We start from the raw sequence: 11,840 nt of genomic DNA, 5'->3' as shown, positions 1-11,840 counted from the left end.
GTAATAGACGGTTCCTCGTGTAAAGACCTTCCAATCCCGTGACCTGCATAACCGCGAGTTACGTTAAACCCGTGAGATTCCACAAAGTCTTGAATTGTCCTTGAAATATCTATTAGTTTTCCACCTGCTTTTGCAGCCTCAATACCTTTATATAAAGATTCTCTTGTAACATTAATAAGTTTTTGGGCAGTTTCGCTAATTTTCCCAACTGGAACAGTTAAGGCTACGTCTCCTACCCAACCATCAACGATTGCACCAAAATCTAAACTGACAATATCCCCTTCCTTAAGAACTTTCTTTTTTGTTGGTAATCCATGAACAACTTCTTCATTAACGGAAACACAGATTGCCCCTGGAAAACCACCGTAACCGAGAAAAGCAGGCTTTACTTTATACTCTTTACATAAACTCCTAGCAATCTGATCTATATCCAATCCACTAATACCAGGAGCAATCTGTTCCGCTATTTTCAGGAGAATTTCCATTGTAGTTGCAGCAGCAGTTCTAAGTTTCGCTATCTCTTCTTTACTTTTTAGAATTATTCCCTTCTTTTTTTTCTTAACCATTTAGACCTAAGCTCTCCTCTATTTTCTTGGTAATTTCTTCTATATCACCGATACCATTAATCTCAACAAGAAGCCCTTTGGCGGAATAATAGTCAATCAAAGGTGCAGTTTGTTTTCTATAGACTTCAAGTCTGTTTCTTATTACCTCTTCTGTGTCATCTGCTCTACCACGAGCCAAGAGTCTTTTAACTATTTCTTCATCATTAACGTTTAAGTAAATTACCTTATCAAGAGGCATATTAAGTTCTTCAAGCATTGCATCAAGGCTTTCAGCTTGAGCTAAAGTTCTTGGGAATCCGTCAAGAATAAATCCCTTTTCCTTTACATCGGTTTGAGATAGTCTTTCTCTTATGATTCCAATGATAACATCGTCAGGAACAAGCTCACCTTTGTCCATATAGCTTTTGGCGAGCATTCCAAGTTCTGTTCCTTCTTTTACTGCAGATCTTAAAATATCACCTGTAGATATGTGAGGAACCTCGTACTTTTCAGCAAGTCTTACTGCTTGTGTTCCCTTTCCTGCACCTGGTGGTCCAAGAAAAACTACCTTTATCACTTTAACCCCCAGTAGTCACACCTAATTTTCTTTTTCTCTTCCTTCTACCTAAGAATCCTTCATAGGAAATGGAAAGTGCGTAAGCTTCCATTCTTCGTAAGGTATCCAAAGCAACTCCAACTACGATAAGAATCGCAGTCCCTCCAAAATAAAAAGGAAGGTGCATATTTTGGGTTATTAAAATCGGAATAACAGCTACGAGAGTTAGGAAGACAGCTCCAGCGAAGGTAAGTCTTGAAACGATCCTGTCCAAGTACTTTGCTGTATCAGATCCAGCTCTCACTCCAGGAATAAAACCACCATGTTTATTGAGGTTCTCAGCGATCTCTTCAGGATTAAAAATTATGGCCGTGTAGAAGTACGTAAAGAAGAATATGAGAAGTGAGTAAACAATTAGATAAAGAGTACTACCTGGTTGTAAAGCATCGTAAATTGCCTGAGCTATAGGATGATGAACAAATTTAGCGATTGTTGCAGGAAACATTAAAACAGAAGCTGCAAAGATAATAGGAATAACGTTTGCAGGGTTTAGCTTAATTGGAAGATAGCTTGTATATTTACCAACAGCCTGCCTTCCTATATTCCTTCTTGCATACTGGAGAGGGACTCGTCTTTCAGCTTCCTGAATGTAAACAATTGCTGCGATCATTAAAATAACGATAATCCCAATACCTATAAGCTTAAATAGGGAAATTTCTCCATTCTTAAATAATGTAAAAGTTGTTATAACTGCGTTAGGAACGCTTGCAATTATTCCTGCAAAAATTAGAATAGACATTCCATTACCGATACCTTTTTCCGTTATCTTTTCTCCAAGCCACATTAAGAAGGTAGCACCGGCAGTTAAGCAGGTAACACAAACAAATATGAAGGTAAAGCCAGGATTTGGAACTACCGGAACGCCAGTAGGAGTTTTCATACTCTCAAGACCAATTGCAATACCGAGAGATTGGATAAAGGCAAGTAGAACTGCTCCATAGCGGGTGTATTGATTTATCTTCCTTCTACCGTGCTCTCCCTCTTCTTTCGCAAGCTTTTCTATGGATGGTATAGCAACTGTGAGAAGCTGCATGATAATTGCAGAACTGATGTAAGGCATAACTCCAAGAGCAAAAATTGTAAGTTTACTTAAAGCTCCTCCAGAAAAGACATCCATAAAACCAAAAACTGTTCCTTGTGCTCTTTTAAAAAAATCGGCTAAAGCATTTACATCTATTCCGGGAGTAGGAATATGGGCTCCTAGCCTATAAACGGCTAGGAGCAACATAGTAAATAGAAATCTTTTTCTAAGTTCAGGTACTTCCGTAACGTTAAAGAGTATTTTGGATAGATTCATTCCGAAACTCCTAAGCTATCTCCTCACAAGTACCACCAGCAGCTTCAATTTTTTCTTTAGCAGAAGCAGAAAACTTATGAGCTTTAACTGTAAGCTTTTTAGTTAACTCTCCATCTCCTAAGATCTTTATAGATAAATTCCTCTTAACAAGCCCAGCTTCCTTTAGAACTTCAGGAGTAATTACAGCCCCATCTTCAAATCTATCGTTTAAATCCTTAACGTTAACAATTGCGTATTCTTTCTTAAATGGAGCGTTAGAGAAACCTCTTTTTGGAAATCTCATATAAAGAGGTGTTTGTCCACCTTCAAATCCAGGTCTTGTTCCACCTTTCCAACCAGCACGAGCCTTTTGACCTTTTTGACCTCTACCGGAAGTCTTACCGTGACCGGAACCGTGACCTCTACCTACTCTTTTCTTTTCTCTAACAGCTCCTGGATTTGGACCTAAGTTATGTAATTTGAGTTCCATCTTACTCCTCCACAGGTTCAACTTTTACAAGTTCTTTTACCTTTTCAATCATACCTTCAATTGCAGGGTTAAGTTCTTTAATAGTGCACTTACCCCTTTTGCGAAGTCCTAAAGCTTCTAAAGTCCTTTTCTTTCTTTTGCTCTTTCCAGCAAGTCCCCTCACAAGGGTTATCTTAACCTTAGCCATAATTACCTCCTAACGATCTCTCCTTCCTTAGTAATCTTTCTACCTGGAAGCTTCCATCTTCTTCTTAGTTCTTCTACAGGAACACCACGAAGCTTTGCAAACTCCTCTGGAGTTTTAAGCTGGGAAAGAGCTTTGATAACAGCTCTAACAACTGTGTGAGGATTTGTAGAACCGATAACCTTTGTAAGAATATCCGTAACTCCTGCAGACTCAAGAACAGCACGAACTGGAGCGGAAGCAATAACTCCAGTACCAGGAGCGGCCGGTCTCATAATAATTCTTGATCCACCGAACTTAGCTTGAACTTCAAAAGGAATAGTTCCATCAACAACAGGAACTCTAATCAAATTCTTTTTAGCGTCTTCAACTGCTTTTCTTATAGCATCTGGTACTTCAGCAGCTTTTCCTCTACCAAATCCTACTACTCCCTTACCATCTCCAACTACAACAAAAGCCGTAAAGCTAAACTTTCTACCACCAGTTACAACTTTCGCGTTTCTATTGATATGAACAAGTCTTTCCTTTAATTCAAGCCCCTCAGGTCTTACTCTCTCAGCCATCAAATACCTCCCTTAAAATTCAAGTCCACCTTCCCTTGCACCTTCAGCAAGGGCTTTTACTCTTCCGTGATAGATGAAACCACCTCTGTCAAAAACAACTTTCTTAATTCCCTTCTCAAGGGCTCTTTTAGCTATAAGCTTTCCAACCTCATAAGCTTCTTCTGTTTTTGTAAGCTCAGGCATCTTTGGTCTTATTTCTTTATCAAGAGTAGAAGCTGCAACTAAAGTAACGCCGTTTACATCGTCAATTATCTGAGCATAGATATGCTTTAGGCTTTTATATACAGCTAACCTTGGTCTCTCAGGAGTTCCAAAAATTTTCTTTCTTACTCTTCTATGTTTCTTAAGTCTTCTTTCTCTTCTCGTTAACTTCGCCATTGTTAACCTCTCCTAATTAAGGATTACTTCTTAGCAGACTTTCCAGCCTTAAGAACAACTCTCTCTCCTCTGTATCTAATACCTTTACCCTTGTATGGCTCAGGTGGTCTGAAGGATCTAATCTCAGCTGCTACTTGACCAACCTTTTGCTTATCAATTCCTCTAACGTAAATATTGTTGTCCCTATTAACTTCTATCTGTATATCATCAGGAATTTGGTAAAGAACCGGATGTGAAAATCCAAGATGAAGTTCAAGAGTCTTTCCTTTAACAAAAGCTCTATAACCAAGACCTTTAACTTCAAGAACTTTCTCAAATCCCTTTGAAACACCTATTACCATGTTATTTATAAGAGCTCTTGTCGTTCCGTGAAGAGCTCTCATCTGCTTTTCATCGTTTGGTCTTTCAACAATAACCTTGTTATCTTCAACCTTTATAGTAAGCTTTGGATTGAATGTATATTCGAGAGTTCCTTTAGGCCCTTTAACAACTACATGGTTTCCTGGTTTTACTTCTACAGTTACTCCTTGAGGTATCTCAACAGGCATTCTACCTATCCTAGACATCTTCCCACTCCTTTAATCAGTTTTACCAAACGTAGCAGAGAACTTCTCCACCAACACCAAGTTTTCTTGCTTTATAACCAGGAATAATTCCTTTGTTAGTAGAGAGAATTGCTATACCAAGACCAGCTTTAACGAGAGGTATTTCATCTTTTCCAACATAAATTCTTCTACCAGGTTTACTAACTCTCTTTATTTCATTAATAACTCTTTCTTTGTTTGGACCATACTTAAGATAAACTCTGATAATTTTCTTCTTGTTCTCAGGATTTTTAGATCTTTTGAAAGGTTCCTCTCTAATTTCATAATCCTTAATAAAACCTTCTTCCTTTAAAATCTTAGCAATAGCTTCATTTACCTTAGAGTAAGGAGCATCTGTATATTCATGATAAACAAGGTTTGCGTTCCTAATTCTTGACAAGAAATCTGCTACTGTATCCATCATCATGGCTTGCTTACCTCTCCTTTTAAGTTTTACCAGCTTGCCTTTCTAATGCCAGGAATTTTTCCTTGAAGAGCAAGAGTTCTAAAACAAAGTCTGCACATTCCAAAAGCTCTTATAAACCCTCTTGGGCGACCACATAGAGGGCATCTGTTGTATTTTCTAACTTTAAACTTTGGTTCTTTTTGAGCTTTAACTATTAAAGCCTTTCTAGCCATAATTCCTCCTTAAATTATTTCCTAAATGGAAATCCAAGAAGCTCTAAAAGAGCTTTTGCTTCTTCATCAGTTTCAGCAGTAGTAACGATTGTAATGTTCATACCTCTAATTTTGTCAACTTTATCGTAGTCAATTTCAGGGAAAACAGTCTGTTCCTCTAAACCAAAGTTGTAGTTTCCTCTTCCATCAAAGGACTTAGGAGATAGCCCTTTAAAGTCTCTAACCCTTGGAAGAGCGATAGAAATAAGTCTATCAAGGAATTCCCACATTCTATCTCTTCTAAGAGTTACCTTAGCACCGATAGGCATTCCCTTACGAAGCTTAAAACCAGCTTCCGATCTTTTCGCCCTCCTAACGGAAGGCTTTTGTCCAGTAATTAAAGCTAAGTCATTCATAGCGTTTTCAAGAGCTTTAATGTTTTGAACAGCCTCACCAACACCCATATTAACAACGATCTTTTCAATCTTTGGAACTTCCATTATGTTCTTATATCCAAACTTCTTCATAAGAGCAGGAACTACTTCTTCCTGATACTTTTTCCTTAGTCTTGGTATGTACTTTTCTTCAGCCATCTTTCCTCCTTAATTTTGCGGATTACCGACCCGCTTTCTGCGGTTTACTGATTTCATCAATGATTTCACCAGAACGCTTAGCATATCTAACTTTCTTACCGTCCACAAATTTTATGCCAACCCTTGTTGTCTTTCCAGTCTTAGGATCAACAAGCATAACATTGCTTATATGAATAGGAGCTTCTTTTTCAATAATTCCACCTTCAGGATACTTTTGACTTGGCTTTAAATGCTTCTTAACAATTCTTACACCTTCAACAATAACTCTCTCTTCTTCAGGAAGAACCTTTAGAACTTTACCAACTTTTCCTTTATCCTTACCGGCAATTACGATAACCTTATCGCCGGCCTTTATCTTAAATTTTTTCTTAGCCTTAGCCATTAGAATCCTCCTTAAATAACTTCTGGAGCAAGTGAGGCAATTTTAGTAAATCCTTTTTGCCTTGTCTCTCTTGCAACTGGTCCTAAAATACGTGTTCCTAGAGGTTCTCCCTGCTTGTTAAGGAGAACCACCGCATTATCATCAAACTTTATATAAGTCCCATCAGGTCTTCTTACTTCCTTTCTAGTTCTAACAACAACTGCTCTATAAACTTCTCCCTTCTTAGCTGTAGCGTTTGGGATTGCTTCCTTTACAGTAACAACAATTTGATCTCCCAAAGATGCATACTTTCTGTTAGAACCACCAAGAACCCTGATACACTGGACACGTTTTGCTCCAGTGTTATCAGCAACGTTAAGGTATGTCTGAACCTGAATCATCTCTCCACTCCTTTAAAGAAGTTTACTCCTCTACTTCTTCTCCAAGTCTTTTAGCTCTTTCAATAATTTCAACCACTCTCCATCTTTTATGGCGAGAGAGTGGTCTTGTTTCCATAATTTTCACAATATCACCAACTCTACATTCATTATTTTCATCATGGGCCATGTACTTTTTGGAAAGCTTAACTCTTTTACCGTAAATAGGGTGACGGAATTCTCTCGTAACCCTAACAACAACAGTCTTGTCCATTTTATCGCTAACCACAACGCCAACTCTTACTTTTCTTCTATTAACTCTAGTTTCAGCCATCGCTTCCTCCATTAAGCCTTAACACCGCGTTCTCTAAGGATTGTGAGAATACGGGCTATCTGTCTTCTTGTCTTTCTAATCTCCATAGGATTCTCAAGCTGACCGAAAGCATTTTTAAATCTAAGCTTAAGAAGTTTTTCCTTAAGCTCTACAACCATTTTTTTGAGTTCATCAGTAGATTTCTGTCTAAGTTCCTCGGTGTACTTCCTCATCTTACTCCCCACCTACGGTTTCTCTCTTAACGATTCTACACTTCATAGGAAGCTTATGAATAGCAAGTCTTAGAGCTTCAAAGGCTACATCTTCAGCAACACCAGCAACTTCAAACATAATTCTTCCTGGAAGAACCTTAGCCATCCAAGTTTCAACGTTACCTTTACCTTTACCCATACGGGTTTCAAGAGGTTTCTTTGTGTAAGGTTTGTCAGGGAAAATTCTAATCCAAACCTTACCACCTCTTTTCATTGTTCTTGTAATAGCAACTCTCGCGGCTTCAATTTGGTTAGTTGTAACGTAAGCAGGTTCAAGCGCTTGAATACCGTAATCTCCAAAGGCAAGAGTGTTACCTCTATAAGACTTTCCTTTGAGTCTTCCTCTTTGCTGCTTTCTAAACTTTGTCCTTTTTGGCATCAACATGGTTATTCACCTCTCGCCATCTCTTGTTTTACTTCTTTCTCAATTTTCTTGAGAATTTCCTCAGTTTCGTCCTTGTAAACGTCTCCTTTGTAGATCCAAACTTTAACGCCAATAACACCATACTTTGTCTTTGCTATTGCAGTGCCATAATCTATGTCTGCTCTTATTGTCTGCAATGGTACCCTTCCCTCACGGTACCATTCTTTTCTAGCCATATCGGCACCACCAAGTCTTCCGGCACATTGAACTTTAATACCTTTTGCACCTGCCTTCATAGCATCTGCAATAACTCTTTTCATTGCACGCCTGAACGCCACACGGCGCTCTAGCTGTTGAGCAACGTTTTCTGCCACAAGTTGAGCATTAAGTTGAGGATACTTCACTTCCTCAATACTAATGTAAACGTTCTTTCCTGTAAGTTCCTCTAGAAACTTTCTAAGAGCTTTAACTTCTGCCCCTTTTCTAGCAATAAGTAGTCCTGGACGAGCAGCCCAAATTCTGATATTAATTCTTTCAGGTGTTCTTTCAATATCAATTCTTGCAATTCCTGCGTGGTAATACTTGTTCTTAATAAGGTTTCTGACCTTTATGTCTTCATGTAAAAACTGAACATATTTACTCTTTTCTTTAACAACCCACTTAGATTCCCAATCTTTTGTAATTCCAAGTCTAAATCCTATAGGATGAACTTTCTGTCCCAAGGTATACCCCCACTATTTTGATTCAGGTTTTCCTACCACAACTGTGATGTGGCAGGTTCTACGTCTAATAATGTTAGCTCTTCCCATAGCACGAGGTCTAACCCTTTTCATTGTTGGACCTTCATCAACGTAAGCTCTTTTAACAAAAAGTTCTTCAGGGTTCATTCCTTTTTGTTCAGCATTAGCTATAGCACTTTTTAAAACTTTTTCAATCATTCTAGCAGCTTTCTTAGGGCTGTTAGCCAAAATAGCAAGGGCTTCTTCAACGTGTTTTCCTCTTATTAGATCTATAACAAGTCTAACCTTAGAAGCAGACATTCTGGCTCTTCTCCAAATAGCCCTTGCTTCCTGAGGAGTTTCAAAACCCCTTTCTCCTTGTTGATAGTATTCTCTTTGTTCAACAGCCATGGTCTACCTCTCCTATTTCTTCTTAGCAACTTTTTGCTTCTGACCAGCATGTCCTCTGAAGGTTCTTGTAAGAGAGAACTCTCCAAGTTTGTGTCCAACCATTTGTTCAGTAACGTATACAGGAATAAACTTCTGTCCGTTGTAAACAGCAAATGTATGTCCTATAAACTCAGGAACTATTGTACAAGCCCTGTCCCAAACTTTAATTACTTTCTTTTCACCTGTTTCATTCATCTTTCTAACTTTCTTAAGTATCTTAGGGTTCACGTAGGGACCCTTTTTTAATGAACGTCCCATTTAAACCTCCTACTTAGTACGACGTTTAATAATGAATTTATCGGAATACTTCTTAGATCTTCTTGTCTTGTAACCTTTAGTTGGTTGACCCCAAGGAGTAACAGGATGTTTACCGAATGTTCTACCTTCACCACCACCGTGTGGGTGATCAACTGGGTTCATTGCTGTACCACGAACAGTTGGTCTGATACCAAGCCATCTAGATCTTCCAGCTTTACCAATAACAATGTTTTCATGGTCAAGGTTTCCAACTTGTCCAACTGTGGCCATACAGTCAAGGTGAACAAGTCTTAACTCTCCAGAAGGAAGTCTAAGCTGTGCGTAATCTCCCACTTTACCCATTAGCTGAGCAAAAGCTCCAGCAGCTCTTGCAAGCTGTCCACCTTTTCCAGGCTTTAGTTCAACGTTATGAACGATTGTACCAACAGGAATATTTCTAAGAGGTAGAGCGTTTCCAACTTTAATTTCAGCGTCTGGTCCAGCAATTACTGTATCACCAACTTTTAGTCCATCTGGCCACAAGATATATCTTTTTTCACCATCAGCATAAACAAGAAGGGCAATTCTTGCAGATCTGTTTGGGTCATACTCAATAGCAACAACTTTAGCAGGAATACCTATCTTGTCCCTTCTAAAGTCAATTATTCTGTAACGTCTCTTATGTCCACCACCTTTGTGACGACAAGTAATTCTACCTTGGTTGTTTCTACCTGTTCCCCTTACAAACCCTACTGTAAGAGACTTTTCTGGTTCGGTCTTCGTAATCTCAGAAAAGTCGGAAACGGTCATAAAACGCCTTGAAGGTGTGTATGGCTTAAACTTTTTAATTCCCATTGCTCAACTCCTTTTTAGAGTTTCTCGAGGTCAATTTCGTATCCAGGCTTTAGAGTAACGATAGCCTTCTTCCAGTCCTTCTTTCTTCCTCTTAAGAACCTTATACCCTTTCTTTTACCTTTAACGATCATTGTGTTAACTTTCTCAACTTTAACGCCAAAGATTTTCTCTACAGCTTCCTTTATCTCAGGTTTTGTAGCGTCCATTGCTACTTCAAAAGTAATCTTTGTAATCTTCTTCTTTTCCTTCGTCTTAGAGCTTTTTACTTCAAGGTTTGCAAGCTTAACGCTCTTCTCAGTAATAATTGGGCGAAGGATTATATCATAGGGAGTCCTCATAGCGATAACCTCTCCTCTAGTTTAGGTAAGATTGACTTAAAGAGAATGCACTTATCGTAGCAAAGAACGTCATAAACGTTGAGACCTTCAATTGGTAAAAGCTTAACATTTGGAAGGTTTCTAAAGGATAGATATGTATTTACATCAAGATCTTGTGGAACAACGATAAGAACTTTTTCATTCTCAAGTCCTAAGTTCTTAAGGAACTCTACTGCTTGCTTTGTCTTTGGCTTTTCAAAGGAAAAGTCTTCAACAACAATAACATTTCCTTCTTGTAATCTTCCTGCGATAACGCTTCTAAGAGCTACTTTTCTAACTTTCTTTGGAAGTGGGTAAGAGTAGTCTCTTGGCTTTGGTCCGTGAACTACTCCACCACCAACCCACTGTGGAGCTCTAATAGAACCTTGGCGAGCACGTCCTGTGTGCTTTTGGGGCCAAGGCTTTCTACCACCACCTCTTACTTCACCACGAGTCTTTGTAGAGTGGGTTCCACGTCTGCGCTTAGCAAGCTGCCATTTAACAGTTTCCCAAACAGCATGCCTCTTTATAGGTGCATTAGCTATTTCGTCTTTTATAGAAACTGTTCCCACTTCTTGGTTTTGAGTATTTACTACCTTAAGCTCCATTTCTCACCCCTTACTTTCCTTTAACTATAACGAGTCCACCTTTATGTCCTGGAACTGCACCTTTAACGAGAATTAGATTCTTTTCAGGAATGATATCTACAATCTCTAAGTTCCTAACAGTTACAGTTTCATTTCCGTAGTGTCCTGCCATTCTCTTTCCTTTGTGAACTCTACCTGGGTCTGCACAGGCACCGATAGAACCTGGTCCTTCGTGAAAATCTGAACCGTGAGATCTCCTACCACCACTAAATCCATGTCTCTTGTGGTAACCTGCAAAACCTCTACCCTTAGACTTTCCAGTAATATCTACCTTCTCTCCCACTTGGAAGATATCTACAGTTATTTTGTCCCCAACGTTGTACTGGTCAATGTTGTCAAACTTAACTTCTCTAAGCCATCTTGTTGGCTTGATACCAGCTTTTTTAAAGTGCCCAAGCAGTGGTTTTGGATATTTACTTTCATCTTTATTTGTTTCCATAAATCCTAGTTGAAGAGCAGAATATCCGTCCTTTTCTGGAGTCCTTTTCTGAACTACTGTACAAGGACCTGCCTCTATAACTGTAACAGCGATAGCCTTTCCATCTTCTGTAAGGACTTGAGTCATTCCAACTTTTCTACCAAGGATACCCTTCATCCTTTCACCTCTTCATTAGTCAAGCTTTATCTCTACATCAACACCGGCGGGAAGCTTGAGATCCATCAAAGCTTCCACGGTTTGTGGCTTTGGATTCTTAATGTCAAGAAGTCTTCTGTGTCTTCTAATTTCAAACTGCTCTTGAGAATACTTATATTTGTGTGGAGATCTGATTACACTCCACACGGAGCGTTTTGTAGGAAGAGGAATAGGACCGGCGACAATAGCACCAGTCCTCTTAACAGTTTCAATAATCTCCTGAACAGATCTATCAAGTAATCTGTGATCGTAAGCTGTAAGTTTTATTCTTATACGATCCTGAGCCATTACCTACCCCTCTAATTAGTCTAAAATCTCAGTAACGACGCCTGCACCAACAGTTTTACCACCTTCACGGATAGCGAATCTGAGACCTTCTTCAATAGCAACAGGCTTTAGGAGTTCAAC

25 protein-coding genes are annotated in these 11,840 nt (G+C 39.0%); all 25 read right to left on the bottom strand.

All coding sequences use genetic code 11. The features are described from left to right. Nucleotides 1-566, bottom strand: a 566-nt coding sequence (gene map / locus ABGX27_06720; GenBank protein MEO2069191.1) for a type I methionyl aminopeptidase, incomplete at its 3' end; no start/stop codon positions are given. Continuing rightward, complete coding sequence (locus ABGX27_06715) at nucleotides 559-1,122, bottom strand: adenylate kinase (protein ID MEO2069190.1); 564 nt, start codon at nucleotides 1,120-1,122, stop codon at nucleotides 559-561. The genes map and ABGX27_06715, both read right to left, overlap by 8 nt. A 1-nt stretch (nucleotide 1,123) precedes the next feature. Next, a complete protein-coding gene (gene secY, locus ABGX27_06710; protein MEO2069189.1) occupies nucleotides 1,124-2,458 on the bottom strand; it encodes a preprotein translocase subunit SecY in 1,335 nt (444 codons plus the stop codon). 10 nt (nucleotides 2,459-2,468) lie between these two features. Next, complete coding sequence (gene rplO / locus ABGX27_06705; protein ID MEO2069188.1) at nucleotides 2,469-2,927, bottom strand: 50S ribosomal protein L15; 459 nt, start codon at nucleotides 2,925-2,927, stop codon at nucleotides 2,469-2,471. A gap of 1 nt (nucleotide 2,928) precedes the next feature. Then, a complete protein-coding gene (gene rpmD, locus ABGX27_06700; GenBank protein MEO2069187.1) occupies nucleotides 2,929-3,114 on the bottom strand; it encodes a 50S ribosomal protein L30 in 186 nt (61 codons plus the stop codon). A gap of 2 nt (nucleotides 3,115-3,116) precedes the next feature. Further along, nucleotides 3,117-3,674 (bottom strand): 30S ribosomal protein S5, encoded by a 558-nt coding sequence (rpsE, locus tag ABGX27_06695; protein MEO2069186.1) that lies wholly within the window; start codon nucleotides 3,672-3,674, stop codon nucleotides 3,117-3,119. A gap of 12 nt (nucleotides 3,675-3,686) precedes the next feature. After that, complete coding sequence (gene rplR, locus ABGX27_06690; protein ID MEO2069185.1) at nucleotides 3,687-4,052, bottom strand: 50S ribosomal protein L18; 366 nt, start codon at nucleotides 4,050-4,052, stop codon at nucleotides 3,687-3,689. Nucleotides 4,053-4,075: 23 nt separating this feature from the next. Next, nucleotides 4,076-4,618, bottom strand: a complete 543-nt coding sequence (gene rplF / locus ABGX27_06685; GenBank protein MEO2069184.1) for a 50S ribosomal protein L6 — start codon at nucleotides 4,616-4,618, stop codon at nucleotides 4,076-4,078. 22 nt (nucleotides 4,619-4,640) lie between these two features. Further along, the gene (gene rpsH / locus ABGX27_06680) at nucleotides 4,641-5,063 is read right to left on the bottom strand and encodes a 30S ribosomal protein S8 (protein ID MEO2069183.1); all 423 of its coding nucleotides are present in this window, start codon (nucleotides 5,061-5,063) and stop codon (nucleotides 4,641-4,643) included. A gap of 26 nt (nucleotides 5,064-5,089) precedes the next feature. Then, nucleotides 5,090-5,275, bottom strand: coding sequence for a type Z 30S ribosomal protein S14 (locus ABGX27_06675; GenBank protein MEO2069182.1), 186 nt, complete (start codon nucleotides 5,273-5,275; stop codon nucleotides 5,090-5,092). 14 nt (nucleotides 5,276-5,289) lie between these two features. Beyond that, a complete protein-coding gene (rplE, locus tag ABGX27_06670) occupies nucleotides 5,290-5,847 on the bottom strand; it encodes a 50S ribosomal protein L5 (protein ID MEO2069181.1) in 558 nt (185 codons plus the stop codon). A gap of 22 nt (nucleotides 5,848-5,869) precedes the next feature. Next, nucleotides 5,870-6,229, bottom strand: coding sequence for a 50S ribosomal protein L24 (gene rplX, locus ABGX27_06665; GenBank protein ID MEO2069180.1), 360 nt, complete (start codon nucleotides 6,227-6,229; stop codon nucleotides 5,870-5,872). Between the two features lie 11 nt (nucleotides 6,230-6,240). Then, nucleotides 6,241-6,609: a 50S ribosomal protein L14 gene (gene rplN / locus ABGX27_06660; protein ID MEO2069179.1), complete on the bottom strand. Its 369-nt coding sequence runs from the start codon at nucleotides 6,607-6,609 to the stop codon at nucleotides 6,241-6,243. A 22-nt stretch (nucleotides 6,610-6,631) separates the two neighbouring features. Next, nucleotides 6,632-6,919, bottom strand: a complete 288-nt coding sequence (gene rpsQ, locus ABGX27_06655; GenBank protein MEO2069178.1) for a 30S ribosomal protein S17 — start codon at nucleotides 6,917-6,919, stop codon at nucleotides 6,632-6,634. A gap of 11 nt (nucleotides 6,920-6,930) precedes the next feature. Beyond that, entirely contained in the window at nucleotides 6,931-7,131 is a 201-nt protein-coding gene (rpmC, locus tag ABGX27_06650) for a 50S ribosomal protein L29 (protein ID MEO2069177.1), read from the bottom strand. 1 nt (nucleotide 7,132) lies between these two features. Continuing rightward, nucleotides 7,133-7,555: a 50S ribosomal protein L16 gene (rplP, locus tag ABGX27_06645; GenBank protein ID MEO2069176.1), complete on the bottom strand. Its 423-nt coding sequence runs from the start codon at nucleotides 7,553-7,555 to the stop codon at nucleotides 7,133-7,135. Nucleotides 7,556-7,557: 2 nt separating this feature from the next. Next, nucleotides 7,558-8,256, bottom strand: a complete 699-nt coding sequence (gene rpsC / locus ABGX27_06640) for a 30S ribosomal protein S3 (protein MEO2069175.1) — start codon at nucleotides 8,254-8,256, stop codon at nucleotides 7,558-7,560. Between the two features lie 12 nt (nucleotides 8,257-8,268). Beyond that, nucleotides 8,269-8,664 (bottom strand): 50S ribosomal protein L22, encoded by a 396-nt coding sequence (gene rplV / locus ABGX27_06635; GenBank protein MEO2069174.1) that lies wholly within the window; start codon nucleotides 8,662-8,664, stop codon nucleotides 8,269-8,271. Between the two features lie 12 nt (nucleotides 8,665-8,676). Next, the gene (gene rpsS, locus ABGX27_06630) at nucleotides 8,677-8,961 is read right to left on the bottom strand and encodes a 30S ribosomal protein S19 (GenBank protein ID MEO2069173.1); all 285 of its coding nucleotides are present in this window, start codon (nucleotides 8,959-8,961) and stop codon (nucleotides 8,677-8,679) included. Between the two features lie 9 nt (nucleotides 8,962-8,970). Then, nucleotides 8,971-9,795 carry a 50S ribosomal protein L2 gene (rplB, locus tag ABGX27_06625; GenBank protein MEO2069172.1) on the bottom strand — a complete coding sequence of 275 codons (825 nt, stop codon included), beginning with the start codon at nucleotides 9,793-9,795 and terminating at the stop codon, nucleotides 8,971-8,973. Between the two features lie 14 nt (nucleotides 9,796-9,809). Beyond that, nucleotides 9,810-10,133 carry a 50S ribosomal protein L23 gene (gene rplW / locus ABGX27_06620; protein ID MEO2069171.1) on the bottom strand — a complete coding sequence of 108 codons (324 nt, stop codon included), beginning with the start codon at nucleotides 10,131-10,133 and terminating at the stop codon, nucleotides 9,810-9,812. Continuing rightward, on the bottom strand, nucleotides 10,130-10,759 hold the full coding sequence (gene rplD / locus ABGX27_06615) for a 50S ribosomal protein L4 (GenBank protein MEO2069170.1): 630 nt from the start codon (nucleotides 10,757-10,759) through the stop codon (nucleotides 10,130-10,132). Before rplD ends, rplW begins: the two co-directional genes overlap by 4 nt. Before the next feature lie 10 nt (nucleotides 10,760-10,769). Continuing rightward, on the bottom strand, nucleotides 10,770-11,393 hold the full coding sequence (gene rplC / locus ABGX27_06610; GenBank protein ID MEO2069169.1) for a 50S ribosomal protein L3: 624 nt from the start codon (nucleotides 11,391-11,393) through the stop codon (nucleotides 10,770-10,772). Between the two features lie 15 nt (nucleotides 11,394-11,408). Further along, nucleotides 11,409-11,720 carry a 30S ribosomal protein S10 gene (gene rpsJ / locus ABGX27_06605; GenBank protein ID MEO2069168.1) on the bottom strand — a complete coding sequence of 104 codons (312 nt, stop codon included), beginning with the start codon at nucleotides 11,718-11,720 and terminating at the stop codon, nucleotides 11,409-11,411. A gap of 15 nt (nucleotides 11,721-11,735) precedes the next feature. After that, nucleotides 11,736-11,840, bottom strand: a 105-nt coding sequence (locus ABGX27_06600) for a hypothetical protein (GenBank protein ID MEO2069167.1), incomplete at its 5' end; no start/stop codon positions are given.

It is taken from the genome of Desulfurobacteriaceae bacterium (assembly GCA_039832905.1).
In the GTDB taxonomy this organism is placed as follows: domain Bacteria; phylum Aquificota; class Aquificia; order Desulfurobacteriales; family Desulfurobacteriaceae; genus Desulfurobacterium.
The sequence above is the reverse complement of the archived record's forward strand: the minus strand, read 5'-3'. Positions and strand labels throughout refer to the sequence as shown.

Bases quoted from the DNA above. Each gene is read 5' to 3' on its own strand.
- secY (MEO2069189.1), bottom strand. From the start codon at position 2,458: ATGAATCTATCCAAAATACTCTTTAACGTTACGGAAGTACCTGAACTT.
- rplO (MEO2069188.1), bottom strand. From the start codon at position 2,927: ATGGAACTCAAATTACATAACTTAGGTCCAAATCCAGGAGCTGTTAGA.
- rpmD (MEO2069187.1), bottom strand. From the start codon at position 3,114: ATGGCTAAGGTTAAGATAACCCTTGTGAGGGGACTTGCTGGAAAGAGC.
- rpsE (MEO2069186.1), bottom strand. From the start codon at position 3,674: ATGGCTGAGAGAGTAAGACCTGAGGGGCTTGAATTAAAGGAAAGACTT.
- rplR (MEO2069185.1), bottom strand. From the start codon at position 4,052: ATGGCGAAGTTAACGAGAAGAGAAAGAAGACTTAAGAAACATAGAAGA.
- rplF (MEO2069184.1), bottom strand. From the start codon at position 4,618: ATGTCTAGGATAGGTAGAATGCCTGTTGAGATACCTCAAGGAGTAACT.
- rpsH (MEO2069183.1), bottom strand. From the start codon at position 5,063: ATGATGATGGATACAGTAGCAGATTTCTTGTCAAGAATTAGGAACGCA.
- ABGX27_06675 (MEO2069182.1), bottom strand. From the start codon at position 5,275: ATGGCTAGAAAGGCTTTAATAGTTAAAGCTCAAAAAGAACCAAAGTTT.
- rplE (MEO2069181.1), bottom strand. From the start codon at position 5,847: ATGGCTGAAGAAAAGTACATACCAAGACTAAGGAAAAAGTATCAGGAA.
- rplX (MEO2069180.1), bottom strand. From the start codon at position 6,229: ATGGCTAAGGCTAAGAAAAAATTTAAGATAAAGGCCGGCGATAAGGTT.
- rplN (MEO2069179.1), bottom strand. From the start codon at position 6,609: ATGATTCAGGTTCAGACATACCTTAACGTTGCTGATAACACTGGAGCA.
- rpsQ (MEO2069178.1), bottom strand. From the start codon at position 6,919: ATGGCTGAAACTAGAGTTAATAGAAGAAAAGTAAGAGTTGGCGTTGTG.
- rpmC (MEO2069177.1), bottom strand. From the start codon at position 7,131: ATGAGGAAGTACACCGAGGAACTTAGACAGAAATCTACTGATGAACTC.
- rplP (MEO2069176.1), bottom strand. From the start codon at position 7,555: ATGTTGATGCCAAAAAGGACAAAGTTTAGAAAGCAGCAAAGAGGAAGA.
- rplV (MEO2069174.1), bottom strand. From the start codon at position 8,664: ATGGCTGTTGAACAAAGAGAATACTATCAACAAGGAGAAAGGGGTTTT.
- rpsS (MEO2069173.1), bottom strand. From the start codon at position 8,961: ATGGGACGTTCATTAAAAAAGGGTCCCTACGTGAACCCTAAGATACTT.
- rplB (MEO2069172.1), bottom strand. From the start codon at position 9,795: ATGGGAATTAAAAAGTTTAAGCCATACACACCTTCAAGGCGTTTTATG.
- rplW (MEO2069171.1), bottom strand. From the start codon at position 10,133: ATGAGGACTCCCTATGATATAATCCTTCGCCCAATTATTACTGAGAAG.
- rplD (MEO2069170.1), bottom strand. From the start codon at position 10,759: ATGGAGCTTAAGGTAGTAAATACTCAAAACCAAGAAGTGGGAACAGTT.
- rplC (MEO2069169.1), bottom strand. From the start codon at position 11,393: ATGAAGGGTATCCTTGGTAGAAAAGTTGGAATGACTCAAGTCCTTACA.
- rpsJ (MEO2069168.1), bottom strand. From the start codon at position 11,720: ATGGCTCAGGATCGTATAAGAATAAAACTTACAGCTTACGATCACAGA.